We start from the raw sequence: 25,804 nt of genomic DNA, 5'->3' as shown, positions 1-25,804 counted from the left end.
GGTTCAGTTAACAAATCAGTGACTGATACACCGCAATCGGGGGCAAGTTGAATCGTCGCACCGCCCCTCCCACATTGGATATGATGAACGCCTCAGAATTAAGAGCAGAACAGGCCATGTCCGACGATATTCACTTTTACGAACCCGCCAATGGCCACGGCCTGCCACACGATCCGTTTAACGCCATCGTCGGCCCGCGCCCGATTGGCTGGATCTCCTCGCATGACAGCGAAGGCCGCCTGAACTTGGCGCCGTACAGCTTCTTCAATGCGTTCAACTACATTCCGCCGATCATTGGGTTTTCCAGTGTCGGACGCAAAGACAGCCTGAATAACATCGAACAGACCGGCGAGTTTGTATGGAACCTGGCCACCCGCCCGCTGGCCGAGCAGATGAACCAGAGTTGCGCGGCGGTCTCGCCGGATGTGAATGAATTCGAGTTGTCCGGCCTGACGCCGGTGGCCTCGAAGGTCATCGCTGTACCAAGGGTCGGCGAAAGCCCGGTGTCGTTCGAATGCAAAGTGACGCAGATCATCCAACTGCAACGCGCCGACAAGGAACTGGTGCCGAGCTGGCTGGTGCTGGGCGAAGTGGTTGCGGTGCACATTGCCAAGTGGCTGCTCAAGGATGGCATCTACGACACCGCTGCCGCCGAGCCTATTTTGCGCGGGGGTGGCCCGGCGGATTATTTCCAGCTGGGGCCTGAGGCCCTGTTCAAAATGCACAGACCAGGCGCCACCAAACCCTGACTGAAATGCAATCAAAACTGTGGGAGCTGGCTTGCCTGCGATGACGGTGGGTCAGTTAACTCAGGAGTGACTGATACACCGCTATCGCAGGCAAGCCAGCTCCCACATTGGTTAGGTGTGCTGCCTCAGCGTTCAGCAGTCGCCCAGGTCAGTTGGCCTTCTGCATCCACATCGACCAAATGCTCGAGTTGCAACGTCGCCGCATCATCGGCATCGGACGCAGTCTTGAACGTCTGCCCATCAAGGATCTTGTGAAACCTGGGCGCGCCCATGCCGTCCAGTGCCTTGACGGCAACGGCGGCGCTGTAGCCACCTTCTCCCGGTACGACGGCGGAAACGGCTTCGTGGTGAGCAAATTGTTTACGTGCCATGTTGCAGGTCCTGGCCAATGGAAAGTTGGCCATTGTAAACCGGTTCAACCGGCCAGTTGCAGGTACTCGCCGTAGGCGTTGACGGCGGATGCGTCGGTGAAGGTCTGGAAGTCCATGCTGCGCACGACCATGTCGTTGAGCAACTGCGTAAAAATCATCAAGGCCGGCGAGCTGAAGTAGGTACTCATGGCCTCCTCGCTGCTCCAAAAACCGGATACCAGCCATACATCGGGGTCGACCTGGGAATGCTGCAACGAGAATTGCAGGCAACCCGGGGCCTGGCGACCCGGTTCGATCAAACTGCTCAAGCGTGCACCCAGTTCGGTGCTGCACCCGCTACGGGCGCGGATAAAGGCCATATGGCTCGCGGGAATGGGGATGGACATGTTCGACTCTCCCGTTGAGAAGTGATGCTCGGCAAGCACGGTGAGGGTGTGTTGCCACAGCATCAAAGATAGCGGCCCGGCTGTGGCTGCGGTTAGTCGATTCCTGCAGGCTTATTGCACAATCCTGCGAGAAACATAGAAAGGACGTTCGGCCCCCGGGATTTATTCCATGCACAGGTCCAGTGTTTCAGGGAGATGACAGGCGGCCTGCTTGCCTGATTCACTACCTATCGCAGGATCAGGCAAGGATCCTGCAGGATCGGCGTAACACTTTTCGAAAAGCTGGCGCTAAGCTGAGCCCATCAAAGCAGCGTGTAGAGGACGTTCCATGTCGTCGCCCGAACCAAAGTCCATCCCCGTCGATGCCGAGATGGAGAAACAACGCGCCGAGCTGGCCAGTATCGTGCACCGCCACACCTGGGAAGACGGCTCCTACGGCACGGCGATCACCTCGCTGTATCTGAACCGCCATAACACGCCACGCGACTTCATGCCGGTGCTGGTGGAACCTGCCCTGTGCATCCTCGCCAGCGGCAGCAAGGAAGTGCGCCTGGCCGATGAAATCTTTGCCTATGACCCGCTCAATTATCTGGTGTTTTCGGTCGCCATGCCGGTAGCCGGCAGAATCATCGATGCTACCCCGCAAGACCCGAACCTGTCGGTACGCATCAATATCGATCCGGCCCAGCTCACCGCGCTGATTGCCGAAGCCGGGCCTATGGGCGTGCCGTCGCGTCCCACTTCTCGCGGCATGTATGTGGATCGCATCGACACCCCGCTGCTCGATGCGGTGCTGCGCCTGACCCGCTTGCTGGACACGCCCAAAGACATCGCCATGCTCGCGCCGCTGATTAACCGTGAAATTCTCTATCGCTTGCTGCGTGGCCCACAGGGTTATCGGTTGTATGAAATTGCCGTGGCCAACAGCCAGAGCCATCGCGTCAGCCAGGCAATCACATGGTTGAACGGCAACTATGAACAGCCACTGCGCATCGACGACCTGGCCAAGGAAGTGAACCTGAGCGTCTCGACCTTGCACCATCGCTTCAAGGCGATCACGGCTATGAGCCCGCTGCAGTATCAGAAGCAACTGCGCTTGCAGGAAGCGCGGCGCTTGATGATTGCCGAAGGGCTGGAAGCCTCGGCGGCGGGGTATCGGGTGGGGTATGAAAGCCCGTCGCAATTCAGCCGGGAATACAGCCGGTTGTTTGGGGCCCCGCCACTGCGCGACTTGGCCCGGTTGCGCCAAAGCATCTGATGTACGCAGAGCAAAATGTGGGAGCTGGCTTGCCTGCGATGGCGGTGTGTCAGTCACTGATGAGTCAACTGAACCACCGCTATCGCAGGCAAGCCAGCTCCCACAGTAGGTCTGCGTATATTCAATCTAATCCGCGGGGAAGTTGCAGGGTGACGCGCAGGCCGCCTTCGCGCAGGTTCTGCAAACTCACTTCGCCGCCATGGCTATGGGCGATGTTGCGCGCGATTCCCAACCCCAATCCGTACCCCTGCTGCTGGCCGGCCAGGCGAAAGTGCGGTTCGAATACCTGCTCCAGACGCTGCTCCGGTACACCGGGGCCTTCGTCATCCACATGCAGGACGAACTGCACACCATCATCCTCGATGTGCAAATGCGCGTTCTGCCCGTACTTCAAGGCGTTGTCGATCAGGTTGCCGATGCAACGTTTGAGCGCCAGCGGCTTGCCTGGATACGCCGCCAGGGCAGCGCCATCGAGGGTTACTCGACCGTTTCCATTAGGCGCCAGGTACGGTTCCACCAGGCATTCGAGTACGTGATTGAGGTCTACCGGCTGAATGTTTTCGTGGATGTCGGTGTCTTTCACGCATTGCAGCGCACCTTTGACCAGCAGTTCCAGCTCATCCAGGTCGCGGCCGAATTTGGTTTGCAGGTTCTCGTCTTCGAGCAATTCCACCCGCAGGCGCAGGCGGGTAATCGGTGTGCGCAAGTCGTGGGAAATGGCGCTGAACAACTGGCTGCGTTCGGTCAGGTAACGGCTGATGCGTTCGCGCATTGCGTTGAAGGCGCGGCCCACTTCCACCACTTCACTGCCACCGCCCTCGGCCACCGGTTCTACATCGGCCCCCAGCGACATGTCCCGCGCCGCCCGCGCCAGGCGCTTGAGCGGCCGGCTTTGCCAATGCACCAGCAAACCGATAAACAGCAGCAAAAAACCACTGGTCAGCACGATAAACCACACCTGCTGGGACGGCAGGCCCTGTTCTTCAAGGCTGGTGTAAGGCTCTGGCAACAGCGAGGCGATATACAGCCATTCGCCGGGCGCCAGTTGAATCTGTGTGACCAACACTGGCGGGTTGACCGGTTCCAGGGTCAATGCGTAATGGGCCCAGGAGCGCGGCAGTTCGTCGAGCTTGAGACCGGCGTTGAAGATGCGCAGGTCTTCGGCGCTGACGAACTCCACCGAGATATGCACATCGGCACCCAGGGTCTGGCGTAACACCTCATCGACCGCTTCCAGCACCGCTTGCTTGCGCGGCGTCTGCGGCAGGATCGCCATGTCCAGCGGGCGGTCATTGAGGGTCACCACAAAGCGGGTGCCGCCCATGCTGCGCAACTGATCAAGGACCAAGGGCCGGTAGGCCACCGGCAGCGAACGGAAATAACTCACGCTGGCGGTCATCGAGTGCGCCAGGCTGCGGGCGCTGGTGACCAGGCCCTCAAGCTGGGTGGCGCGCAGTTGCGAGACCCAGATCACGCTGGACAGCGCCTGGGCGAACAGCACGACCAGTAAGGTCAGCAGTAACATGCGCCCCAGCAGCGAACGTGGCACCGGAAAGCGGCGGCGGCGCTCGGTCAAAGGTTCAGTGGGCATTGCCGGCAACCACGCTGGCTGCCAGTTGATAACCGCTGCCGCGCACGGTGCGGATCAGCCTCGGGGGTTTTTCGGTATCGCGCAGGCGTTGGCGCAAGCGGCTGACGGCCATATCGACGATACGGTCAAGCGGCATCAGGTCACGCCCACGGGTAGCGTTGCCGATGGTGTCGCGGTCGAGGATCTGTTGCGGGTGGTCGAGAAACAACTTGAGCAAGGCAAAGTCAGCACCGGAAAGGATGACCTCTTCGCCATCAACGTGAAACAAGCGGTGGCTGATCATGTCCAGACGCCATTCATCGAATACCAATACATCGCCGCCAGTGCTGCGCTCCTGGCCAAACTGGCATCGACGCAGCAACGCCTTGATGCGCGCCTGCAACTCGCGGGGGCTGAACGGCTTGCCGATATAGTCGTCGGCGCCCAGTTCCAGGCCGATCACGCGGTCGGCTTCGTCGGAACTGGCGGTGAGCATGATGATCGGCACCTGCGCCTGGCGCGGGTGCTGGCGGATCCAGCGGCACAGACTGAACCCGTCTTCATCCGGCAACATCACATCGAGGATGACCAGGTCGCACGGCGCCTCGTTCATCGCCTGGCGGAACCCCGCGCCATCGGCCACGCCACGGACCTGGAAGCCGGCGCGACTGAGGTAGGTTTGCAGCAATTCGCGGATCTCCTGGTCGTCGTCGACGAGGAGAATGGATTTACTGATTACGCTCACGGGGTCCTCCTTGTGGTTATGGCCTGGCTTAAATCATCGGGTGCGCTTTAGGCCGTCATCGCAGGCAAGCCAGCTCCCACACTTGGAATGCATTCCAGACTGTGGGAGCTGGCTTGCCTGCGATGGCGCCATTATGACCTATGCAAAAGCTTGCTCAAGCGCCACACCCGCCCCGGTCAAACCGGAATACGGCGCTGTCACCAACCACACTGGAATACCCTTGAAGTAGTCGCTCATGCAGCCTTTATCCGCAAAGCTTTTGGCGAAACCGCTGGCGATAAAGAAGTCGGCAAACCTGGGTATCACACCGCCCACGATGTACACGCCACCGCGCCCACCGGTGGTCAATACGTTATTGCCCGCGACCCGGCCCAGCCAGATGCTGAACTGGTCCAGGACCTCCATGGCCACCGCGTCGCCGGCCAGGCCCGCTGCGGTGATGGCTTCGGGCGTGTCCAGCAGCGGCTCGTGCCCGTCCACCGCACAAATAGCGCGATACAGACGCGGCAAGCCGCCGCCGCTCAATACGGTTTCGGCGCTGACATGGCCGATCTCTGTGTAAATATGCTGCCACAGCTGGGTTTCCCGCGGGCTGCTCAGGGGCAGGTCGACGTGCCCGCCCTCCCCCGGCAATGCCGCGAAACGCCCGGCGCCGAGGTCCAGCAAAGTGCCAACGCCCAAGCCAGTGCCAGGCCCGATCACCACCGCAGGGCGCAACGGCTCCGGCGTGCCTTCACAGACCACGCGGAACTCGTCGGGCTTGAGGCGTGTCATGCCCAGGGCCATGGCCGAGAAGTCATTGACCAGCAGCAGTTCATCCACTTGCAGGGCCTGGCAAAACGCAGTCTTGCTCAGGCGCCAGTGATTGTTGGTGAACTTGAACTCATCGCCACTCACCGGCCCGGCCACCGACAGGCACACCGCACCGATGTCCCCGATTTCCAGGCCTTCCTCTTTGAGATAGACCTTGATCGCCTCTTCAGGGCTGCCGTGATCCACCGTGGCATGCACGCGAATCGAATGCAGCTCCTGATCGCGCCACAACGCAAAACGGGCGTTGGTGCCCCCGATATCACCGACCAGCGCAAGCTTCACTTAAGCGTCTCCAAGGCAGAGGTAAAGGCGCTGGCGCCCTGCTCTGCGGAGCTTGCGGCCAAGCGCATGAATGCAAACAGCTCGCGACCGGCTCCCACGTTATTGCCCAACAGGCCCGTGGCAGGCGTGCGCGCTGCAAATACTTCGGCGTCCACCTTAAGCTCCAGGGTGCCGGTAACGCCATCGACGCGAATGATATCGCCATCCTGGACCCGCGCCAGCGGCCCGCCGCTCTGGGCTTCGGGGTTGACGTGGATCGCGGCAGGGATCTTACCCGACGCGCCGGACATTCGCCCGTCTGTTACCAACGCCACTTTGAAACCACGGTCCTGCAACACGCCGAGAAACGGGGTCATCTTGTGCAGTTCCGGCATACCGTTGGAGCGCGGCCCCTGGAAGCGCATCACCGCAACGAAGTCTTTTTCCAGCTCGCCAGCCTTGAAGGCGTCGGCCAGGTCCTGCTGGTCCTGGAACACCATCGCCGGCGCTTCGACCACCTGATGCTCGGGCGCGACAGCCGAGACTTTCATCACGCCACGGCCAAGGTTGCCTTCCATCACGCGCAAGCCGCCTTCCGGCGAAAACGCACGGGCCACGGGGCGCAGGATGGTTTCGTCGAGGCTCTCGATCGGGCCGTCGCGCCACACCAGTTCGCCGTCTACCAGGAACGGTTCCTGGATATAGCGGCTCAAGCCCTTGCCGGCCACGGTGTTGACGTCTTCGTGGAGCAGGCCGGCTTCGAGCAGCTCGCGGATCAGGAACGACATGCCGCCCGCCGCCTGGAAGTGGTTGATGTCGGCCTTGCCGTTCGGGTAAACATGGGACAGGGTCGGCACCACCTCGGAGAGGTCGGCCATGTCTTGCCAGGTGAGGATGATGCCCGCCGACATGGCGATGGCCGGCATGTGCAGCGTGTGGTTGGTGGAACCGCCAGTGGCGTTCAGCGCAACGATGGAGTTGACGATGGATTTCTCGTCGACGATCTCGCCGATCGGCGTGAAGTTGCCATTGGCCTTGGTCAAGCGCGTGACCTGATGCGCGGCTTCGCGGGTGAGCGCATCACGCAGCGGCGTATACGGGTTGACGAATGACGCGCCCGGCAAGTGCAGGCCCATCACTTCCATCAGCAGCTGATTGGTGTTGGCGGTGCCGTAGAAGGTGCAGGTGCCGGGGCTGTGGTAGGACTTCATCTCCGATTCCAGCAGCTCTTCGCGGCTGGCCTTGCCTTCGGCGTAGCGCTGGCGCACATCAGCTTTTTGCTTGTTGGAAATACCCGACGGCATCGGCCCGCCCGGCACGAAGATCATCGGCAGATGGCCGTAGCGCAGCGCGCCCATCATCAGGCCCGGGACGATCTTGTCGCAGATGCCCAGCATCAACGCGGCGTCAAACATATTGTGGGACAGCGCTACCGCCGTGGACATGGCGATGACTTCGCGGCTGAGCAGGCTCAGCTCCATGCCCGGCTCGCCCTGGGTCACGCCGTCGCACATGGCGGGGGTGCCGCCGGCGAACTGGCCGACCGAGCCAACTTCGCGCAGCGCCTTTTTGATTTGTTCAGGGAAATGCTCGTAGGGCTGATGCGCCGAGAGCATGTCGTTATAAGAAGAAACAATTGCCACGTTGGCGGCATTCATCATGCGCAGGCTGTTTTTGTCTTCGGTGCCGCAACCGGCCACGCCATGGGCAAAGTTGGCGCATTGCAGCTTGCCGCGCATCGGACCGTCGCTGGCTGCGCCGCGAATGAGCGCAAGGTAAGCCTCGCGGGTGGCGCGGCTGCGGGCGATAAGCCGTTCGGTGACCTCAAGAACGCGGGGATGCATGTATAGAACTCCAGGCTAACGGATGTGGCGACCTGAGTGTCTATGCTGATCAAACGCCCACGGCTCATGGGATGGCAGGGGGTCGTTTGGATCATCGGACCAGTTGATTCAGGTCACTCGTTGTAGATTGAACAAAATATTGCCACTAAAAAGGCTTGTTTTCTATTTTTATGCGAATAATCTTGTAATTCTTACAACAAATCGACGACAGGCACTTTCCAATGACTCTTCGTATCGCAATCAATGGTTTTGGCCGTATCGGCCGTAATGTCCTGCGCGCACTGTATACCCAAGGCTATCGCCAGGATTTGCAGATCGTCGCCATCAATGATTTGGGCGACAGCTCGATCAACGCCCACCTGCTCAAATACGACACGGTACACGGCACTTTCGATGCAGAGGTCGCCCACGATCAGGAAAGCCTGACCGTCAATGGTGACCGGATTGCCGTCAGTGCCATTCGCAACCCCGCCGACCTGCCATGGGCTGCGCACAAGATCGACGTGGTGTTCGAGTGCACCGGCCTGTTCACCGATCGTGACAAGGCTGCCGCCCATATTAGCGCCGGCGCACGCAAGGTGATCATTTCGGCCCCGGCCAAGGGCGCGGATGCCACTGTGGTGTATGGCGTAAACCATGACATTTTGCGCCAGTCCCACCAGATCATCTCCAACGCATCGTGCACCACCAACTGCCTGGCGCCGGTCGCCCAGGTGCTGCACCGCGAGCTGGGTATCGAAAGCGGCCTGATGACCACCATTCACGCCTACACCAACGACCAGAACCTGACCGACGTCTACCACACCGACCCTTACCGCGCACGCTCGGCCACCCAGAACATGATCCCGAGCAAGACCGGCGCGGCTGAAGCAGTCGGCCTGGTGCTGCCGGAACTGGCGGGCAAGCTGACCGGCATGGCGGTGCGTGTACCGGTGATCAACGTGTCCCTGGTGGATCTGACTGTACAGCTGAAGAAAGAAGCCACGGCCGATGAAGTCAATGCCCTGCTCAAACAGGCCAGCCAACACTCGAAAATCCTGGGCTACAACACCCTGCCGCTGGTTTCCAGTGACTTCAACCACAACCCGCTGTCGTCGATCTTCGACGCCAACCACACCAAGGTAAGCGGCAAGTTGCTCAAAGTGCTGGCCTGGTACGACAACGAGTGGGGTTTCTCCAACCGTATGCTGGATAACTGCCTGGCGCTGTGCAACGCCGAGTAATCCCTGGGCTGGATTGTGTGAACTGGCTTGTGTGGGAGCCGGGCTTGCCCGCGATGCAGACGACTCGGTCGTTCAGTCAAACCGAGGTGATGCTATCGCAGGCAAGCCAGCTCCCACATAAGCCTGGTTCCCACACGATCTCCAAGGCATCTCAAAGTGCCACTTGCCATTTGCGTTGATGATAAGCATTATCATTCACTGCAAATCGGTCTGGTATCACTGTGAGCCAATCTCGCTTCAACCAAGTCTTTCTCACCCAACGGGTGATTCTGCTACGCACCTTGCAGCGGATGGTGAATAACCACAGCACCGCCGAGGACCTGTTGCAGGAAACCTACCTGCGCGTCACTCGGGCCCTGAGCGAGCGGCCGATCGATCACCTTGAACCCTTTGTCTACCAGACCGCGCGCAATCTGGCGCTGGATCACCTGCGCTCGCGCCGGATCCAGGCCCGTACGTTGCAGGAAGACGTCCCGCTGGATGTACTGCAAAGCGTCGCCGCCCCTGCCAGCACCCCTGAAGAAGCCATTCAGGCCGAGCAACTACTGGAGCACCTGAGCGTCAGCCTCGGCCAGTTGAGCGCTCGTCAGCAGCGGATTTTCATCCTCAGCCGCTTGCACGGTTGCAGCTACCAGGAGATTGCCGATCAGTTGAACGTGTCCTTGAGCACCGTGCAAAAGGAACTGAAATTGATCATGGCCATCTGTGTAGGTGTGGCCGAACGGCTGGATCAGCCTTAAGCTCCATCCGACAGAGCTATTGATCCAGGCTGTACGAAAAAATGAATAGAACGTGGCGAAGACCCGAGGAACACCGTGACGGACCCGAATAAACTGCGCCCCCATGCGTTGGCTCATGAGGTGCTGCAAGACACGGCCATGGACCAAGCCCTCGATTGGCTGATCGCCTTGCAATGCCCGCAACCCGGGCAGCAGGCCGAGTTCGACGCTTGGCTGGCCAAGGACCCGGCGCATGTTCACGCGTTCAGCAAAGCCCAGGCGACCTGGGGAGGAGCACCGGTACACAGCGCTGCCGTGGCCCTCGCAGTGCCACGCAAGCCAAGCGGCTGGCGCCGGATCAAACCACACTGGAAGCCCCTGGCCACCGCCGCCGTGCTGTTGATCGGGCTGTTCAGCTTCAGCAACTTGCCGGTGCGCCTGCAGGCCGATCACCTCACCGTGGTCGGCGAGCGCCAGCGCCTGCAACTGGACGATGGGTCCAGAGTGCTGCTCAACACCAACTCGGCGTTTTCCAGCCACATCACCGACCGCCAGCGCATGGCGCGCCTGTACCAGGGCGAAGCGTTCTTCGACATAGCCCCAAGCCGTGACCTGCCCCTGGAAATCGACGCCGGCCCCGTACGTGCCAGCGTGCGCGACACCGCCTTCGCCGTGCGCTACCTCGATGGTGAGGCTCAGGTACAAGTGCAGCGCGGCGATGTCGACCTGAGCAACAGCTTCGACGATGCCCGCGTACGCCTGAGTGCCGGGCAAAGCATCCGCATCGGCCCCAAGGGTTTCGGCCAACCGGCCAAGCTCGATGCCGGCAAGGATCTGGCCTGGGTGCAAGGCCGGCTGGTGTTTGAAAATTGCCCGCTGAGCGAAGTCCTGGCGGAACTGCGCCGTTATTACCCTGGCTGGATCGTCAACAACAATGAGCAACTGGCCAGCGTCGCCGTCACCGGCAACTATCGCCTCGACCAGCCCCTGGACGTGGTGCGCTCCCTGGCCCACATCACCTCAGCCAAGCTGTCGGAATACCCGGCACTGGTGATCCTGAACTAAATGAGAATTATTTTTACTCGATGTTAACCGGCGATACGTCTCGTTATAGCCAATGCAACTGATTCCTATTTGGTTCAGTCCGCAACTATAAGATTCGTATCCCGGAGCGCTCTCGATGTCCTCTCGTTTCAACCGCCGGTGTTCTTCGCCCGTTCTGTCCTTGCTGACCGCTGCGATCCTGCTGGCTGGCGCGCCTGTCATGAGCGCCACCGCCGCCGAACCCGCCCCTCGCAGCCACGGTAATTACAACTTCAGCATCGAGCAGCAACCATTGGTGTCGGCGCTCAACGCCTTTACCGCGGTGACCGGCTGGCAAATCGGCCTGCCGGCAGAGCTGGGCCAGGGTGTGTCGTCCCCTGGCGTGCGTGGCCCGCTGTCGCCGGAAAAAGCGCTGGACCGGTTGTTGGTGGGGACCAACCTGAGCTACCGCAAACTGGGCAATAACAACATCGTGCTGGAGAAACGCACCGCGGGCAGCGCCCTCGCCCTGCAACAGGTGACCATCAGCGCCACCCGTAACGAACAGGCGGTGAGCAGCGTACCCAGTACCGTCAGCGTGCACGACCGCGAAGAACTGGACCGCCAGAACACCAACAACATCCGCGAACTGGTGCGCTACGAACCCGGCGTTTCCGTCGGCGGTGCCGGTAGCCGCTCGGGTAACTCGGGCTACAACATCCGTGGTATCGACGGCGATCGCATTCTCACCCAGGTGGACGGCGTCGAAGTGCCCAACAACTTCTTCAACGGCCCCTACGCCAAGACCCGTCGCAACTATGTCGACCCGGAAATCGTCAAGCGTGTGGAGATCCTGCGCGGCCCGGCCTCGGCCCTGTACGGCAGCAGCGCCATCGGCGGCGCCGTGAGCTATTTCACCCTCGACCCGGATGACATCATCAAGCCAGGCCAGGACGTCGGCGCCCGTCTGAAGACCGGCTACAGTTCCGCCGACGAGAGCTGGCTGACCTCCGGCACCTTCGCCGGGCGCGTACAAGACGTTGATGGCTTGCTGCACCTGAGCCAGCGCAATGGCCATGAAACCGAATCTTACGACGGCAACAACGCCACCGGGTTGGCCCGCACCGGCGCCAACCCGGAAGAGGCGCGCACCACCAATGTGCTGGCCAAGCTGGGCTGGAACTATGGCGATGACAATCGCCTGGGCCTGACCTACGAGAAGTTCAAGGACGATCGCGACGTCAATCTGAAGAATGCCGTAGGCGGCCCGTTCATTGGCGGTCGGGGCATGAACCTCTACCGTGCCCGCTCGGGCAACGACACCATCACCCGCGAGCGCTTCGGCCTGGAAAACAGCTTTGCCCTGGAGTCGCCGATCGCTGATCGCATCAAGACCAGCCTCAACTACCAGATCGCCAAGACCGATCAAACCACCGCCGAGATCTACCAGTCTGGCCGCCGCGTGCTGCGCACCCGCGACACCCTTTACGAAGAAAAACAGTGGGTCTTCGACGCTCAACTGGACAAGGCTTTCAGCCTGGGTGAGACCGACCACCAGGTAACCTACGGCACCACCCTCAAGCAGCAGAAAGTCACCGGCTCACGCGAAGGCTCGGCCTCGTGCCTGGCCATTGGTAGCGGCTGCACCGCCATCGGCGCGCCCAGCCCACAGGCGAGCGACAGCGTGAAAAAGTCCAGCGACTTTCCCGACCCGACCATCAACACCTACTCGCTGTTCGCCCAGGACCAGATCAGCTGGGACAAATGGACCTTCCTGCCCGCCGTGCGTTATGACTACACCCGGCTCAAGCCCAAGCTGACCCAGGAGTTCCTCAACACCGTCAACCCAACTGGCGAATATGCCGTCGATGGCAAGGACAAAACCTGGCACCGCGTCACGCCCAAGTTCGGCCTGACCTACGCCCTGACCGATCACTACACCTGGTTCGGCCAGTACGCTGAAGGCTTCCGCACCCCCTCGGCGAAGGCCCTGTATGGCCGCTTCGAAAACCTCAACCTGAACTATACCGTCGAACCCAACCCCGACCTCAAGCCCGAAACCAGTAAAGGCATTGAAACGGGAATTCGCGGCAAGTTTGACGAAGGCTCCTTCGACATCGCGGTGTACTACAACAAGTACCGCGACTTTATCGACGAAGACAACGCCGTGGTCGGCGGCACCGTAGAGCAGTTCCAGGCCGTCAATATCAAGCGCGCCACCATCAAGGGCATGGAAGCCAAGGGCCGCCTGAACCTGGATGCCTTCGGCGCGCCGAAGGGCCTGTACACCCAGGGTTCGATTGCCTACGCCCATGGCCGCAACGACGACAATGGCGAGCCGTTGAACAGCGTCAACCCGCTCAAGGGCGTGTTTGGCCTGGGTTACGACCAGGACAACTACGGCGGCCTGCTGAGCTGGACCCTGGTGAAGAAACAGAACCGCGTCGACAGCACCACCTTCCACGCTCCCGACGGCAGCACCGACGGCCCGCTCAAGACCCCGGGCTTCGGCATCCTCGACCTGACCGCCTACTACAAGGTCACCAACGACGTGACCATCAACGGTGGCCTCTACAACCTGACCGACAAGAAGTACTGGAACTGGGACGACGTGCGCAGCTACGACAGCGTCGGCGAAGCCGGTGTGACCGGCCCGGCCAACCTGGACCGCCTGACCCAGCCCGGTCGCAACTTTGCGATCAACCTGATCTGGGACATCTGAGCCCTCAGCCTCACCTCGCCAGGATCAATCCCGGCGAGGTGAGGATTTTTTACTGTGCCGCGTCTTCTTGTTCGTCTAGTTGATAACAGCTCTCTTTAAGGGCACCCAGGCGCTCCCTCTTTCAAGGACTTTTTACATGACCGCTTCTCCTACCGCAGAACGCCCAAGCCTGCGCTCCCAGCGCCTGAACCAGATCACCAATGAACCGCACACCAAGCTGGATGCGTTGGTCAAGGCCCATGCGCCGTTCGAAACCCAGGCCAACTTCGCCCGCTTCGTGGTGGCCCAGTACCTGTTCCAATCGGAACTGGTGGCGCTGTACAACGATGCCAAGCTGAACACGATCATCCCCGACCTGGCCGCCCGCTGCCGCGCCGAAGCCGCCAAGCTCGACCTGGCAGACCTCGACACCGACGTTCCGGCCCCGGTCGCCGGCGCGGTGAAAAACCCAAGCCAGGCCGAAGCCCTGGGTTGGCTGTTCGTGTCCGAAGGCTCCAAGCTGGGCGCCGCGTTCCTGATCAAGCGCGCCGTGGGCCTGGGCCTGAGCGAAACCTTCGGTGCGCGCCACCTGGGCGAGCCCGCCGGTGGCCGCGCCGAAGGCTGGAAAAGCTTCACCCGCACCCTCGACGGCCTGCAGTTCAGTGCCGAAGAAGAAGCTGCGGTAGAAAAAGGCGCGATCGATGCGTTTGTGCGCTTCACCGTGCTGCTGGAACAGGCGTACGCTAGCGCCCCAGAACTAGCATAAGTATTCCGGTAGACAGCGGTTCAATGTGGGAGCTGGCTTGCCTGCGATGGCGGTGAGTCAGCTCCAGATGTTTAACCTGATACACCGCTATCGCAGGCAAGCCAGCTCCCACAGTTGAGTGCATTTCATGGCTAACAATGTGTAAACCTTCCCACCAGAAAACTGCAGCATGACCGGCAAAACCCAATCCTCCTCAAAGATCGCCCAACTTCTCTATGGCCTGCTGGCCTACGTCAGCCTGGGGATTGGCTTGGTGGCGATTGTCATACCGGGTTTGCCGACCACCGAATTCATCCTGCTGGCCGCCTGGGCCGCCACCAAAAGCTCACCGCGCTTGAGCGCCTGGCTGGAAAACCACCGCCTGTTCGGGCCGATCCTGTTCAACTGGCGCAACGGCAAGATCATTGCTCGCCGGGCCAAAGTCAGCGCCACAGTGAGCATGTTGCTGTGCGCCGTGCTGATGCTGGTGATGCTCGATCACGGCTGGCCGGTGTACCTGGCAATTGCCGGAATGGGCCTGGGCAACCTGTGGATCTGGTCCCGCCCCGAGCAGCTCGCACGCCCCGCATAACGGCCGGTGTAGGCATTTTCCTACCGCTCATCGCCTATTTCTCATGAATTGATTTGTGACGCCGATGTTTCAGGCATGACGCCGAAGGGACTTGGCGCGTTTGCGTGCATACCAACAAGTCCATTCGTGAGTGAACCTATGTTCGACACCCTCTCCATCCGCTTGAAAATCGTGCTGCTGTCCGGCCTCTGCCTGCTGGGGGTGATCGCACTGGTGGTCGGCATCAATATCTACAACACCAACCAGAACGATCGGTTGGTCAGTGATTCAAGCTCACGAATGCTCACCGCCAGCGTCGAACAACTGCTGCAAGCCAAGGCCGCTGAACAGGCCGGGCACTTGCAAAAGACCTTCGGTGAAAACCTGCTGGCGGTCACCGCCCTCGCCGACCAAATCAAGGATCTGCGTCAATTGGGCACCAAGCGCTCCGTTGAAGCCGGCGCCCTGCGCGAAGAAATCAACCAGAGCGTCAAAACCGTGTTCGAGCGCAACACCAAGGTGCTGGGCATCTGGCTGTCGTTCGAGCCCAACGGGCTGGATGGCAAGGACAGTGAGTTCATTGACGACAAGGCACGCGTCTCCAACGAAAAAGGGCGTTTTTCCAGCTACTGGAGCCGGGCCGGCGGCGAGAGCCTGAACACCATCATGGTCGAGGATGACCTGACCAAGACCACCCTCAACCTCAGCGGTACGCCCTACAACATTTGGTATACCTGCCCACGCGACACGCGTAACACATGCCTGCTGGACCCGTACGAAGACACCGTAGCCGGCAAACCGGTGCTGATGACCACCATTTCCCTGCCCCTGATCGTCGACGGTAAAGTCATCGGCGTCGTGGGTGTCGACATCGCCCTCACCGCCCTGCAAGCCACCACCGACGCGGCACAAAAGGATCTATTCAACGGTGCAGCTCACCTGGAAATCCTGTCCAGCACCGGCCTGATTGCAGCCTACAGCGGTGAACCGGCCAAGGTCGGCAAGAACCTGATCGACAGCCTCGGCGCCGAAGGCAAGGAGATCGTGCAACTGCTGGGCAATGATCGGCCCATGATCCGCGAACAGGACGACACCATTCGCGCCGTGTACCCGGTCAAGCCGATTGCCGACGCCAAATCCTGGGGGGTGGTGATCAAACTGCCTAAAAGCGTAATGCTGGCTGATAACGAAAAGCTGCAAGCTGTGCTGGATGACGCCCAGGCTACCGGCACCATCAAAGCCTTACTGGTGGCCGCCGCCGCCGGCTTGCTGGGCTTGTTGCTGATCTGGCTGACCGCCACCGGCGTGACCAGGCCGATCAACAGTGTGGCGGCCATGCTCAAAGACATTGCCAGCGGCGACGGCGACCTCACCCAACGCCTGGCCTACGCCAAGAAAGACGAACTGGGCGAGTTGGTGAACTGGTTCAACCGCTTCCTCGACAAGCTGCAACCGACCATCGCGCAGATCAAGCAAAGCATCACCGAAGCCCGGGGTACCGCGGATCAATCCTCGGCCATTGCGCGCCAGACCAGCGAAGGCATGCAGGTGCAGTTCCGCGAAATCGACCAGGTTGCCACCGCCTCAAATGAAATGAGCGCCACCGCCCACGATGTCGCCAACAGCGCCTCCAATGCCGCCAGCGCGGCACGCGGCGCCGATCAGTCGGCCCGTGAAGGCATGTCGATCATCGAGCAGAGCACCCGCGACATCACCACCCTCGCCGAGGAAGTCAGCAAAGCCGTAACCGAAGTCGAAGCCCTGGCGGTCAACAGCGAGCAAATCGGTTCTGTATTGGAAGTGATCCGCAGCATTGCCGAACAGACCAACCTGCTGGCATTGAACGCAGCGATTGAAGCGGCACGCGCCGGGGAAAGCGGGCGCGGTTTTGCGGTAGTGGCCGACGAAGTACGCAACCTGGCCAAGCGCACCCAGGATTCGGTCGAGGAAATCCGCGTGGTGATCGAACGTATCCAGAGCGGCACCCGTGGGGTGGTGGCGACCATGCACTCCAGCCAGCACCAGGCCCAGAGCAATGCTGGCCAGATCCATCAAGCGGTGCAGGCCCTGGGCAAGATCAGCGACGCAGTCACGGTGATCAGCGACATGAACCTGCAAATCGCCAGTGCTGCCGAAGAGCAGAGCGCGGTGGCCGAAGAGGTCAACCGCAACGTCTCGGCAATTCGTACCGTGACCGAAACCCTCACCGGCCAGGCCACCGAGTCGGCGGCGATCAGCAGCCAGCTCAATGCCCTGGCCAGCCAGCAGATGAAGTTGATGGATCAGTTCAGGGTCTGATTCGGTCCTGAAACATTGCCCCCTGTAGGAGCGAGCTTGCTCGCGAAAAACGTCAACGATAACGCGTGCTTTCTGAATAAACGCGGCGCCTTTGAGTTCTTCGCGAGCAAGCTCGCTCCTACATATAGAGCAGGAGGGGGGTGAATTACCGGCCTGGCCAGGCCTGGACGAACGGCGTCAGGTCTTCCTTCGGCGCGGTGCGTGGCGGGTTCTGCGGTGTGCCCAAGTAGAGAAAACCAATCACTTCTTCATTCGCCGCCAGCCCCAGGCCTTTGGCGACATGGGCAGAGTAGGACAATTCGCCGGTACGCCACACTGCACCAATCCCCTGGGCATACGCCGCCAGCAGGATGCCGTGGGCCGCACAGGCTGCCGCCAGCAATTGCTCGGACTTGGGCACCTTGAAGTGCTCTTGCAGGCGCGCAATCACCACCACTACCAACGGCGCACGCAGCGGGCCGTTCTGGGCCTTGTCGATGACAGCTTGCGGTGCGTCGGTATCCTGCAGCCGGGCGGCTTCGGCCAACAGCGTGCCCATTTGCTCACGGGCCGCACCTTCTACGGTAAGGAAACGCCAAGGGCGCAACTGACCATGATCGGGCGCACGCATGGCGGCAGCGAACAACAGGTCGCGCTGCTCCTGGGTCGGTGCCGGGTCAAGTAAACGCGGCACGGAAACACGGTTGAGCAAAGCGTCGAGAGCCTGCATTGGCCACCTCCAGAAAAAAATGTGCGGTCATTCTAGCGGGAAAGAATCGCGATGCCACCAAACGATAATTGCTCTTATTCAAACCGCCCGGCCCTGTTAGACTTTGCGACCAGATTTTGCGCCCTCGTCCAGGAATCTCGATGTTCCGTTCGCTTTCTTACCTGTCTGCAGCGTTGATGGCTCTATGCCTGACGGCTTGCGACGACGCCCCTCGCTTCACCAAGGCCGAGCCGGGTGAATCGCGATCCGGTGGCGCGACGACGGTAAACAAGCGCGACCAGAACGCCTTTTCCCTGCCCTCGGCCAATCTGGCGCCCACCCGTCGTTTGGACTTCAGCGTCGGCAACAGCTTTTTTCGCAACCCCTGGGTGATTGCGCCAGCCACCACCACGGCTCGGGATGGCCTGGGCCCGCTGTTCAATACCAACGCCTGCCAGAACTGCCATATCAAGGATGGCCGTGGCCACCCGCCACTGCCCGACGCACCCAATGCCGTGTCGATGCTGGTGCGCCTATCTGTTCCCGATGCCCCGCATTACGACAAGCTCATCGAACAGATCGGTGTCGTACCCGAGCCGGTCTACGGCGGACAGCTTCAGGATATGGCGGTGCCCGGCGTTGCGCCGGAAGGCAAGGTGCGGGTCGACTACACACCGGTCACCGTCAGGTTCAAGGACGGTACGGTGGTTGAATTGCGCAAGCCCGACCTGCAGATTACCCAACTCGGCTACGGCCCGATGCACCCCGACACACGCTTCTCGGCGCGTATCGCCCCGCCGATGATCGGCCTGGGCCTGCTCGAAGCAATCAGTGACGCCGATATCCTGCGCAACACCGACCCCAAGACCGCCGACAAAGACGCCATCGTCGGCCGCGCCAATTGGGTCTGGGATGACGCCCAGCATAAAACCGTCCTCGGGCGCTTTGGCTGGAAAGCCGGGCAACCCAACCTCAATCAACAAAATGTTCACGCATTTTCGGGTGATATGGGCCTCACCACTTCCCTGAGACCCTTCGATGACTGCACCGACGCCCAAGTGGCCTGCAAACAGGCGCCCAATGGCAATGGCCCTGACGGCGAGCCGGAAGTCAGCGATAACATCCTGCGCCTGGTACTGTTCTACACCCGCAACCTCGCAGTGCCTGCACGCCGGGACGTCAACACGCCTCAAGTGCTGGCCGGCAAGAACCTGTTCTACCAGGCCGGTTGCCAGGGCTGCCACACGCCGACATTCACCACGGCCGCCAACGCCGCCGAACCTGAACTGGCCAACCAGGTGATCCGCCCGTACAGCGACCTGTTGTTGCACGATATGGGCGAAGGCCTGGCCGACAACCGCACTGAATTCAAAGCCACTGGCCGTGAGTGGCGCACCCCGCCGCTGTGGGGCATTGGCCTGACGCAAACCGTCAGTGGCCACACCCAGTTTTTGCATGATGGCCGCGCCCGCAACCTGCTTGAGGCCGTGCTGTGGCACGGCGGGCAAGCACAAGCGGCGCAGCAACATGTGTTGTCGTTTAACGCCGAGCAGCGTGCCGCGTTGCTGGCGTTCCTGAATTCTTTATAAGCTTTGCCCCACTCACAGAAGGGAGCTCGACATGTTTCGTCCCAAGTTGTTGTTCACCAGCCTCGCCGCCCTTGCCCTGGGCGCGTGCTCGCCCCAGGATCCGCAAGCGGTGACCTCGGCGGCCATCGCCAAGCAGGTGATCCTGCCGACCTACAGCCGTTGGGTTGAAGCCGACCGTCAACTGGCCGTCAGCGCCCTGGCCTACTGCCAGGGCAAGGAAAGCCTGGACACCGCCCGCGCCGACTTCCTGCACGCGCAAAAAGCCTGGGCCGAATTGCAACCGCTGCTGATCGGCCCGCTGGCCGAGGGCAACCGCGCCTGGCAGGTGCAGTTCTGGCCGGACAAGAAGAACCTGGTCGGTCGCCAGGTCGAGCAACTGGTCAGCGCCCAGCCGCAGATCGATGCGGCCGCCCTGGCCAAATCCAGTGTGGTGGTGCAGGGCCTGTCGGCCTACGAATACATCCTCTACGACGCCAAGCCCGACGTCGCCGACGAGGCCCAGAAAGCCCGCTATTGCCCGTTGCTGATGGCCATCGGCGAGCGCCAGAAAGTCCTGGCCGAGGAGATCCTCGCCAGCTGGAACAGCACCGACGGTATGCTCGCGCAGATGACCAAGTTTCCGAACCAGCGCTACGCTGATTCCCACGAAGCCATCGCCGATCTGCTGCGCGTGCAAGTGACGGCGCTGGACACCCTTAAGAAAAAACTCGGCACCCCGATGGGCCGCCAGACCAAGGGCATTCCACAACCCTTCCAGGCCGATGCATGGCGCAGCCAGTCCTCCCTGCAAAGCCTGGAGGCCAGCCTCGCCGCCGCACAGACCGTGTGGGTGGGTGTCGACAACAAAGGCCTGCGCGGCCTGTTGCCCAGCGATCAGAAGCCGTTGGCCGAGAAGATCGACGCCGCCTATGCCGCGTCGCTGAAACTGTTCGCCAGCAACCAGCGCTCCCTCAACGAACTGTTGAACGATGACGCCGGGCGCCAGCAACTCAACGATATCTACGACAGCCTCAATGTGGTCCATCGCCTTCACGAGGGCGAGCTGGCCAAAGCATTGGGCGTCCAACTGGGCTTTAACGCCAACGACGGTGACTGATGATGCTCAGGCGACAGGCTTTGGCGCTCGGTAGCGTGTTGCTCAGCGCCCTCACGTTGGGCGGCTGGACGCTGTTCAAAGGCAAAGACAAGGGGCCGCTGCTGCTCTCGGCACGCGATGATGCCGATGGCAAGCACTACGCTGTCGGCTACCGCCTGGACGGCAAGCCGGTCTTTGCCACCCAGGTCGGCCAGCGTTGCCACGACATCATCAACCACCCGACGCTGCCGATTGCGCTGTTCGTCGCCCGTCGTCCGGGCACCGAGAGCTACCTGATCGACGTGCGCGACGGCACGCTGCTGCAAACCATCACCTCAAACGCCAACCGCCACTTTTACGGCCATGCGGTGATCCACAAGAGCGGCGACTGGCTGTACGCCACCGAGAACGACACCTCCGATCCCGGTCGCGGGTTGTTGGGTGTGTACACGTTTGAAGGCGAGCGGCTGGTGCACAGCGGTGAGATTTCCACCCACGGTATCGGCCCGCATCAGGTGTCATGGATGCCCGACGGTGAAACCCTGGTGGTGGCCAACGGCGGCATTCGCACCGAAGCCGAAAGCCGCGTGGAGATGAACCTCAACGCCATGGAACCGAGCCTGGTGTTGATGCAGCGCGATGGCACCCTGATCAGCAAGGAAACGTTGGGCCAGCAGATGAACAGCGTGCGCCACATGGGGATCGCCAGCGATGGCACCATCCTCACCGGGCAGCAGTTCATGGGGCCGTCCCAGGAGCGTTCAGAGTTACTGGCGATCAAGCGCCCGGGCCAGCCTTTTGTGGCTTTCCCGGTGGCCGATGAGCAACTGCAAGCGATGGGGCATTACACCGCCAGCGTGGCGGTGCACAACGAACTGCGCCTGGTGGCGCTGACAGCACCGCGTGGCAACCGTTTCTTCATCTGGGATATGGACAGCGCTGAGCTGCGCCTGGATGGCCCCTTGCCCGACTGTGCGGGGGTGGGTGCTGTGGCGGATGGCTTTGTGGTGACATCCGGTCAGGGGCGTTGCCGCTTCTATGACTGCCGCCAGGAAAAGTTACTGGCAACACCACTGGAGTTACCGGCGGGGTTCTGGGACAACCACCTGCACATGGCCTGAAATGACCCTTCTGTAGGAGCGAGCTTGCTCGCGAAGATCGCCAACGATAACGCGCCCATCCTGGATGAACGCGCCGTCCTCAGGTTTTTCGCGAGCAAGCTCGCTCCTACAGTTAAAGCGTCAGGCATAAAAAAAGGGCCTCGCATCGCAAGGCCCTTTCCGGGGGTTTGACTCGTTTCAACTGTGCGGCCTCATCGCTTGAGACATCCCGAACATGAATAACAGCAAATCATGATCCGGCTTGACCGCCACACTCGCCTTGGCAATACGCGGCAGCAGGCATTGCCCGCCACCGTCTACAGCACTGAGCACCTGTGTGCGAGGTTGTTCCCACACGGCCAGGGCCAGGGCTGATATGCCCAATGCCCCGACCAAAAACAAACCTCGTGCTATTTCTAGCTTCATCTGGTTAAACCCTTGATAGCGCTGCCAAACGCCGTCTCGTAAAAGTAGCTGAGTTTTTTCCAGTCGGTATCATTCCACGACGAATGGCGGCGCAATTGCAGCATGTCGTGGGACGCGGCCCGATAAGCGGTCAAACGCTGGCGACATTTTTCAAAGTCCAGCAGCGCCACTTCCACAATTGCCGCATCAGGCTCACCGGTTACCCGAACGAAAATGTGCTTGATATACAGGCAACCGTGTTGCCAGCGGCCTTTGTGCATACGGGCCAGGGTAGCGGCCAATTCCTGGAGCAAACGCTCGTGGACCGCCTCGCCGTACTGCTCACGGCCACCGGCGGCATACCAGTTTTCGATTTCGTCGAAACCGTCCAGGGACGCGGTCACCAACAGGGCTTTCCATTGATGTTGCGGGTCGCGTCGCGCCTCGCAAAACACCAACTCCGGTACGCGCACATCCAGCAAACGCAGGCCCTTCAAGGCATCACGCTCACGCAGCACGGTCGGACGCCCAAAGGGATGCAACCAGCTGCGGTAGATGTGGCCGGTCTGACGCTTGCAATACAGCAAACGCCCATTAGGGCTGACCACCCGCTGCACACCACTTTCACCGCCACGCCGGCGATTGGGTTCTTCGACCCACTCACCCTTCTGACGCCAGAAATAATCAAACCGCTCCTCGGGAGCTACATGACTGCCTGCTACGCACTCAACTGCCATCTGTTACCTCTTGCGCAATACATACACTCGCCACATGGCGTAGAGCGGTATGAAGTCCAGGGACTCCTGAACACGGAAACCGGCCTGCTCGAATTCTGCCTCGACAGTAGCAGCCGGTAACACAAACCGGTTTTGGTAACCTTCCTGCTCACCTCTATTGCGACGACGTACTTCGCTGCGCTTGCGCTTCCAGGCCTTGAAATTGCCGTCCACCCACAGCGAAATAATCACGCTGTCGCGGGTAACCCGCTGAAACTCGCGCAGTATTGTCAGCCTGTGCTCCGGTTCACCGATGTGGTGCATCAAGCGCATGCAGAAAATACTGTCGACGGAGTTATCTGGCAAATCGATATCAAAGGCAGATGTCTGCAAAGGGCGTACCCGTTTCACCACCTCCGCCGGTTGAGCGGTAGTGGCGATCTTCAACATCGACGCCGAATTATCAGCCCCGATAATCACACGGTTGGGTTTTTCGGCCAGCAACGGCCAGAAACGTCCGGCACCACAAGGCAAGTCCAGCACCAGGCCTGGCTCACCAGCCATGGCCAGTGCACCGCGCGCCAGTTGCTCGTCGCGTTTGTGGGACAACCGGCGAGCCAGATTGTCCTGATGTTTGAGTAAATATTGCTGCGCGTGTTGATCGTCGTACTTTTCGGAAAATTCCAACTTGATTGGGGAAGGCATCGTACGTCTCCGGTAACTAATGCCTACAACCTTAAGCAGCTAAACGTAATCAACAGGTCAACTCATTGTGAAAATCTTGTCCTGTCCAAATGCATACATTTCAAGACTTTACAGAAACATTCAGTAGCATCGGGCCATCTTCGCTGAAAAGCAGGCAGTCTGCATCCGCAAAGCGACAGACTGAACGGTCAGGTTTTGACCTGACTCAATTCCACATGAAAACGGCAGCCATTGGGCTCCATGGTCGTCAAGCTCACGCTCCAGCCCTGGCTTTCGCAGATCCGTTGCACCAGCGAAAGGCCCAGCCCCAGCCCCTCGCCACGGTTCTCGCTGCCGCGCACAAAAGGCTCGAACATTGCTTCGCGCTTGTCTTCAGGAATGCCCACGCCAGAGTCCTCCACCACAAAACCACTCGGCTCCAGCGTGAGGCGGATAAACCCTTGCTCGGTGTAATGCAGTGCATTGCGCAACAGGTTACCCATCACCGCGTGCAGGAACGTGGTGTTGTAGCGGGTATCCAGTGGGTTGCCAGGGCAGTAGATCAACTCAAGGCCTTTTTGCTCGATAGGCCCACGCCAGATTCCGAGCAAGTCCTCGGCGACCTGCGTCAGGTTGACCTGAGCCGACATGGCGGTGTCGTCGTGTTTGGCGCGGGCCAGCATCAGGAAGGTCTGCACCAGTTCACGCATTTCTTCACAGGCCCGCGCGATTCGCTGGACCTGGTTACGACCGCGTTGATCGATGGCCGGGTTTTCCAGCAGCAGTTCACAGGAGCTCGCCAGCACCATCAAGGGCGTGCGCAACTCATGGCTTACATCGCTGGTAAACAACTGCTCACGGGACAACGCCTGTCGCAGACGACCCAGCGTGGCATCGAACGCCACCGCCAACTCGCCCACTTCATCGGCCGCATAGTCCGGCGCCAGAGGTGGCGCCAATCCCAGCAACTGGTCGCGATGGCGGACCTGGCGGGCCAGGCGCACCACCGGCGCCATCACCTTGCGGGCCAGCACCCAGCCGAGGAACACCGCCAGCGCCAGGCTGAGCACGAACCCCACCAGCACCACGGCAAACAGCACGCGCTCACGCTCTTCGAAATCGCTTTGATCCTGCAACAGCACATAGCGCCGACCGTCGATCACCTCGACCATGGCGTGGTACGACAGGGATTCGCGAAAGACTTCGTGAAAGCCCGGGTCCAGATGCCGAAGATCCTTGGGCAACTCGAAATCGCCTTGCCCGCCGCTGAAGTAGAACAGCTGGTCCGGCTCCGGCCGATGTCGCCAGTCTTCCAGGCTGTCCATCAACAGCAAGCGTTGCAGGTCACCGCCCAGGCCCGCCGAGATCAACTTCTCTTCGACCAGGTGCACCGTCGCAACGATCCCCATGGCGAAGGCCCCCGCCACCAACGCACTCATCAAGGCAAAGGCGATGATGATCCGTTGGGCAAGGCTTTGCTTAAACTCCATCACGGCCCTCGGCCAAGCGATAACCCACACCGTGCACCGTTTGCAACAACGGCTTGGCGAAGGGCTTATCGATCACCTGGCGCAATTGATGAACATGGCTGCGCAGGCTGTCGCTGTCCGGGCAGTCATCGCCCCACAGGGCCTCTTCAAGAATCTCCCGGCGCAATACGTGCGGGCTCTTCTGCATCAACACCGCCAGCAGTTTCAGGCCTACGGGGTTGAGCTTGAGCAGGCGCCCTTCGCGGGTGACTTCCAACGTATCGAGGTCGTAGTTCAGGTCACCCACCTGCAGGGCACGGCGACCGCCACCCTGGGCCCGCCGCAACACCGCCTCGATCCGCGCGGCCAGTTCCGACAAGGCAAATGGCTTGAGCAGGTAATCATCAGCCCCGGATTTGAAGCCTTGCAGGCGATCATCCAGTTGATCGCGCGCAGTGAGCATGATCACCGGCGTATCGCGGCGTGCGTCTTCGCGCAGGCGTTTGCACAGGGTGTAGCCATCGATGCCAGGCAGCATGATATCGAGCACGATCAGGTCGTAATGCTCGGTGGCCGCCAGGTGCAGGCCCGATAAGCCGTCCTGCGCACAGTCCACTGTGTAGCCTTTGAGCCCCAGGTAATCGGCCAGGTTGGCGAGGATATCGCGGTTGTCTTCAACCAAAAGAATTCGCATGGGCAGTGTCTCCGTACGCGGTAACGGCCGTGTTGGCTCGCGCAGCTTAAGGCCAAGCGAGGCTCAGGGATAGAGCTCAAAGGCCCACCGGCGAGGCTTTTCAACTG

The 25,804-nt window shown here is 60.7% G+C and carries 24 protein-coding genes and 1 pseudogene; 13 read left to right on the top strand and 12 right to left on the bottom strand.

Going from position 1 to position 25,804, the window contains the following annotated elements; translation table 11 throughout:
* The first annotated feature begins 116 nt into the window (after positions 1-116).
* Positions 117-749: a flavin reductase family protein gene (locus JFT63_RS08700; protein WP_198843783.1), complete on the top strand. Its 633-nt coding sequence runs from the start codon at positions 117-119 to the stop codon at positions 747-749.
* Positions 750-874: 125 nt separating this feature from the next.
* On the opposite strand, the gene JFT63_RS08695 is transcribed toward JFT63_RS08700, so the two are convergent.
* Positions 875-1,120 carry a hypothetical protein gene (locus JFT63_RS08695; protein WP_019817340.1) on the bottom strand — a complete coding sequence of 82 codons (246 nt, stop codon included), beginning with the start codon at positions 1,118-1,120 and terminating at the stop codon, positions 875-877.
* 44 nt (positions 1,121-1,164) lie between these two features.
* Positions 1,165-1,506: an antibiotic biosynthesis monooxygenase family protein gene (locus tag JFT63_RS08690; RefSeq protein ID WP_198843782.1), complete on the bottom strand. Its 342-nt coding sequence runs from the start codon at positions 1,504-1,506 to the stop codon at positions 1,165-1,167.
* A 328-nt stretch (positions 1,507-1,834) separates the two neighbouring features.
* Between JFT63_RS08690 and JFT63_RS08685 the strand changes: the two genes are divergently transcribed.
* On the top strand, positions 1,835-2,764 hold the full coding sequence (locus JFT63_RS08685; protein ID WP_057704390.1) for an AraC family transcriptional regulator: 930 nt from the start codon (positions 1,835-1,837) through the stop codon (positions 2,762-2,764).
* 121 nt (positions 2,765-2,885) lie between these two features.
* Here the strand turns inward: JFT63_RS08685 and JFT63_RS08680 are convergent, their stop codons facing one another.
* The 4 genes from JFT63_RS08680 to edd all read right to left on the bottom strand — a co-directional run bounded on the left by JFT63_RS08680 (position 2,886) and on the right by edd (position 7,997).
* A complete protein-coding gene (locus JFT63_RS08680) occupies positions 2,886-4,313 on the bottom strand; it encodes an ATP-binding protein (protein ID WP_198706762.1) in 1,428 nt (475 codons plus the stop codon).
* Positions 4,314-4,344: 31 nt separating this feature from the next.
* Positions 4,345-5,079 (bottom strand): response regulator, encoded by a 735-nt coding sequence (locus JFT63_RS08675; RefSeq protein ID WP_005790997.1) that lies wholly within the window; start codon positions 5,077-5,079, stop codon positions 4,345-4,347.
* A gap of 138 nt (positions 5,080-5,217) precedes the next feature.
* Positions 5,218-6,174, bottom strand: a complete 957-nt coding sequence (locus JFT63_RS08670) for a glucokinase (RefSeq protein ID WP_198843781.1) — start codon at positions 6,172-6,174, stop codon at positions 5,218-5,220.
* Positions 6,171-7,997, bottom strand: a complete 1,827-nt coding sequence (gene edd / locus JFT63_RS08665; RefSeq protein ID WP_186560401.1) for a phosphogluconate dehydratase — start codon at positions 7,995-7,997, stop codon at positions 6,171-6,173. Before edd ends, JFT63_RS08670 begins: the two co-directional genes overlap by 4 nt.
* Before the next feature lie 221 nt (positions 7,998-8,218).
* On the opposite strand from edd, the gene gap reads away from it, so the two are divergent.
* The 8 genes and pseudogenes from gap (at position 8,219) to JFT63_RS30040 (ending at position 17,277) form a co-directional block, all read left to right on the top strand.
* Positions 8,219-9,220, top strand: coding sequence for a type I glyceraldehyde-3-phosphate dehydrogenase (gene gap, locus JFT63_RS08660; protein WP_057704386.1), 1,002 nt, complete (start codon positions 8,219-8,221; stop codon positions 9,218-9,220).
* Between the two features lie 221 nt (positions 9,221-9,441).
* The gene (locus tag JFT63_RS08655) at positions 9,442-9,960 is read left to right on the top strand and encodes an RNA polymerase sigma factor (protein ID WP_005791005.1); all 519 of its coding nucleotides are present in this window, start codon (positions 9,442-9,444) and stop codon (positions 9,958-9,960) included.
* 75 nt (positions 9,961-10,035) lie between these two features.
* The gene (locus JFT63_RS08650; protein ID WP_057704385.1) at positions 10,036-11,004 is read left to right on the top strand and encodes a FecR family protein; all 969 of its coding nucleotides are present in this window, start codon (positions 10,036-10,038) and stop codon (positions 11,002-11,004) included.
* A 115-nt stretch (positions 11,005-11,119) separates the two neighbouring features.
* A complete protein-coding gene (locus JFT63_RS08645) occupies positions 11,120-13,684 on the top strand; it encodes a TonB-dependent receptor (protein ID WP_198843780.1) in 2,565 nt (854 codons plus the stop codon).
* 136 nt (positions 13,685-13,820) lie between these two features.
* On the top strand, positions 13,821-14,429 hold the full coding sequence (locus JFT63_RS08640; protein WP_057704383.1) for a biliverdin-producing heme oxygenase: 609 nt from the start codon (positions 13,821-13,823) through the stop codon (positions 14,427-14,429).
* A gap of 169 nt (positions 14,430-14,598) precedes the next feature.
* Positions 14,599-15,000, top strand: coding sequence for a YbaN family protein (locus JFT63_RS08635; RefSeq protein ID WP_186560395.1), 402 nt, complete (start codon positions 14,599-14,601; stop codon positions 14,998-15,000).
* A 75-nt stretch (positions 15,001-15,075) separates the two neighbouring features.
* A pseudogene (locus tag JFT63_RS30045) lies at positions 15,076-16,419 on the top strand (PDC sensor domain-containing protein); the annotation flags it as partial.
* Between the two features lie 102 nt (positions 16,420-16,521).
* Positions 16,522-17,277: a methyl-accepting chemotaxis protein gene (locus JFT63_RS30040; RefSeq protein WP_372804199.1), complete on the top strand. Its 756-nt coding sequence runs from the start codon at positions 16,522-16,524 to the stop codon at positions 17,275-17,277.
* A gap of 145 nt (positions 17,278-17,422) precedes the next feature.
* Here JFT63_RS30040 and JFT63_RS08625 read toward each other — a convergent pair whose 3' ends face one another.
* Positions 17,423-17,986: an NAD(P)H nitroreductase gene (locus JFT63_RS08625; protein WP_198843779.1), complete on the bottom strand. Its 564-nt coding sequence runs from the start codon at positions 17,984-17,986 to the stop codon at positions 17,423-17,425.
* 140 nt (positions 17,987-18,126) lie between these two features.
* Here JFT63_RS08625 and JFT63_RS08620 point away from each other — a divergent pair, with 140 nt between their 5' ends.
* From JFT63_RS08620 to JFT63_RS08610, 3 genes are read left to right on the top strand one after another with little or no spacing between them, the layout of a single operon-like run.
* A complete protein-coding gene (locus JFT63_RS08620) occupies positions 18,127-19,554 on the top strand; it encodes a di-heme oxidoreductase family protein (protein WP_198843778.1) in 1,428 nt (475 codons plus the stop codon).
* Positions 19,555-19,585: 31 nt separating this feature from the next.
* Positions 19,586-20,650 carry an imelysin family protein gene (locus JFT63_RS08615; RefSeq protein ID WP_057703856.1) on the top strand — a complete coding sequence of 355 codons (1,065 nt, stop codon included), beginning with the start codon at positions 19,586-19,588 and terminating at the stop codon, positions 20,648-20,650.
* 2 nt (positions 20,651-20,652) lie between these two features.
* Positions 20,653-21,750 (top strand): DUF1513 domain-containing protein, encoded by a 1,098-nt coding sequence (locus JFT63_RS08610; RefSeq protein ID WP_057704003.1) that lies wholly within the window; start codon positions 20,653-20,655, stop codon positions 21,748-21,750.
* Between the two features lie 177 nt (positions 21,751-21,927).
* Here the strand turns inward: JFT63_RS08610 and JFT63_RS08605 are convergent, their stop codons facing one another.
* The 5 genes from JFT63_RS08605 to colR form a co-directional block, all read right to left on the bottom strand.
* Positions 21,928-22,155 (bottom strand): hypothetical protein, encoded by a 228-nt coding sequence (locus JFT63_RS08605; RefSeq protein WP_198843777.1) that lies wholly within the window; start codon positions 22,153-22,155, stop codon positions 21,928-21,930.
* Positions 22,152-22,871 (bottom strand): lipopolysaccharide kinase InaA family protein, encoded by a 720-nt coding sequence (locus JFT63_RS08600; RefSeq protein WP_198843776.1) that lies wholly within the window; start codon positions 22,869-22,871, stop codon positions 22,152-22,154. The genes JFT63_RS08605 and JFT63_RS08600 overlap by 4 nt, the downstream gene beginning before the upstream one ends.
* Before the next feature lie 3 nt (positions 22,872-22,874).
* Positions 22,875-23,555 carry a class I SAM-dependent methyltransferase gene (locus JFT63_RS08595; RefSeq protein WP_057703859.1) on the bottom strand — a complete coding sequence of 227 codons (681 nt, stop codon included), beginning with the start codon at positions 23,553-23,555 and terminating at the stop codon, positions 22,875-22,877.
* A gap of 188 nt (positions 23,556-23,743) precedes the next feature.
* Positions 23,744-25,024 carry a sensor histidine kinase gene (locus JFT63_RS08590; protein ID WP_057703860.1) on the bottom strand — a complete coding sequence of 427 codons (1,281 nt, stop codon included), beginning with the start codon at positions 25,022-25,024 and terminating at the stop codon, positions 23,744-23,746.
* Positions 25,014-25,697, bottom strand: a complete 684-nt coding sequence (gene colR, locus JFT63_RS08585) for a two-component system response regulator ColR (RefSeq protein ID WP_003208587.1) — start codon at positions 25,695-25,697, stop codon at positions 25,014-25,016. Before colR ends, JFT63_RS08590 begins: the two co-directional genes overlap by 11 nt.
* Positions 25,698-25,804 lie beyond the last annotated feature (107 nt).

Origin of the sequence: Pseudomonas sp. MF7453 (assembly GCF_016405455.1) — a bacterium.
GTDB lineage: Bacteria > Pseudomonadota > Gammaproteobacteria > Pseudomonadales > Pseudomonadaceae > Aquipseudomonas > Aquipseudomonas paralactis.
The sequence above is the reverse complement of the archived record's forward strand: the minus strand, read 5'-3'. Positions and strand labels throughout refer to the sequence as shown.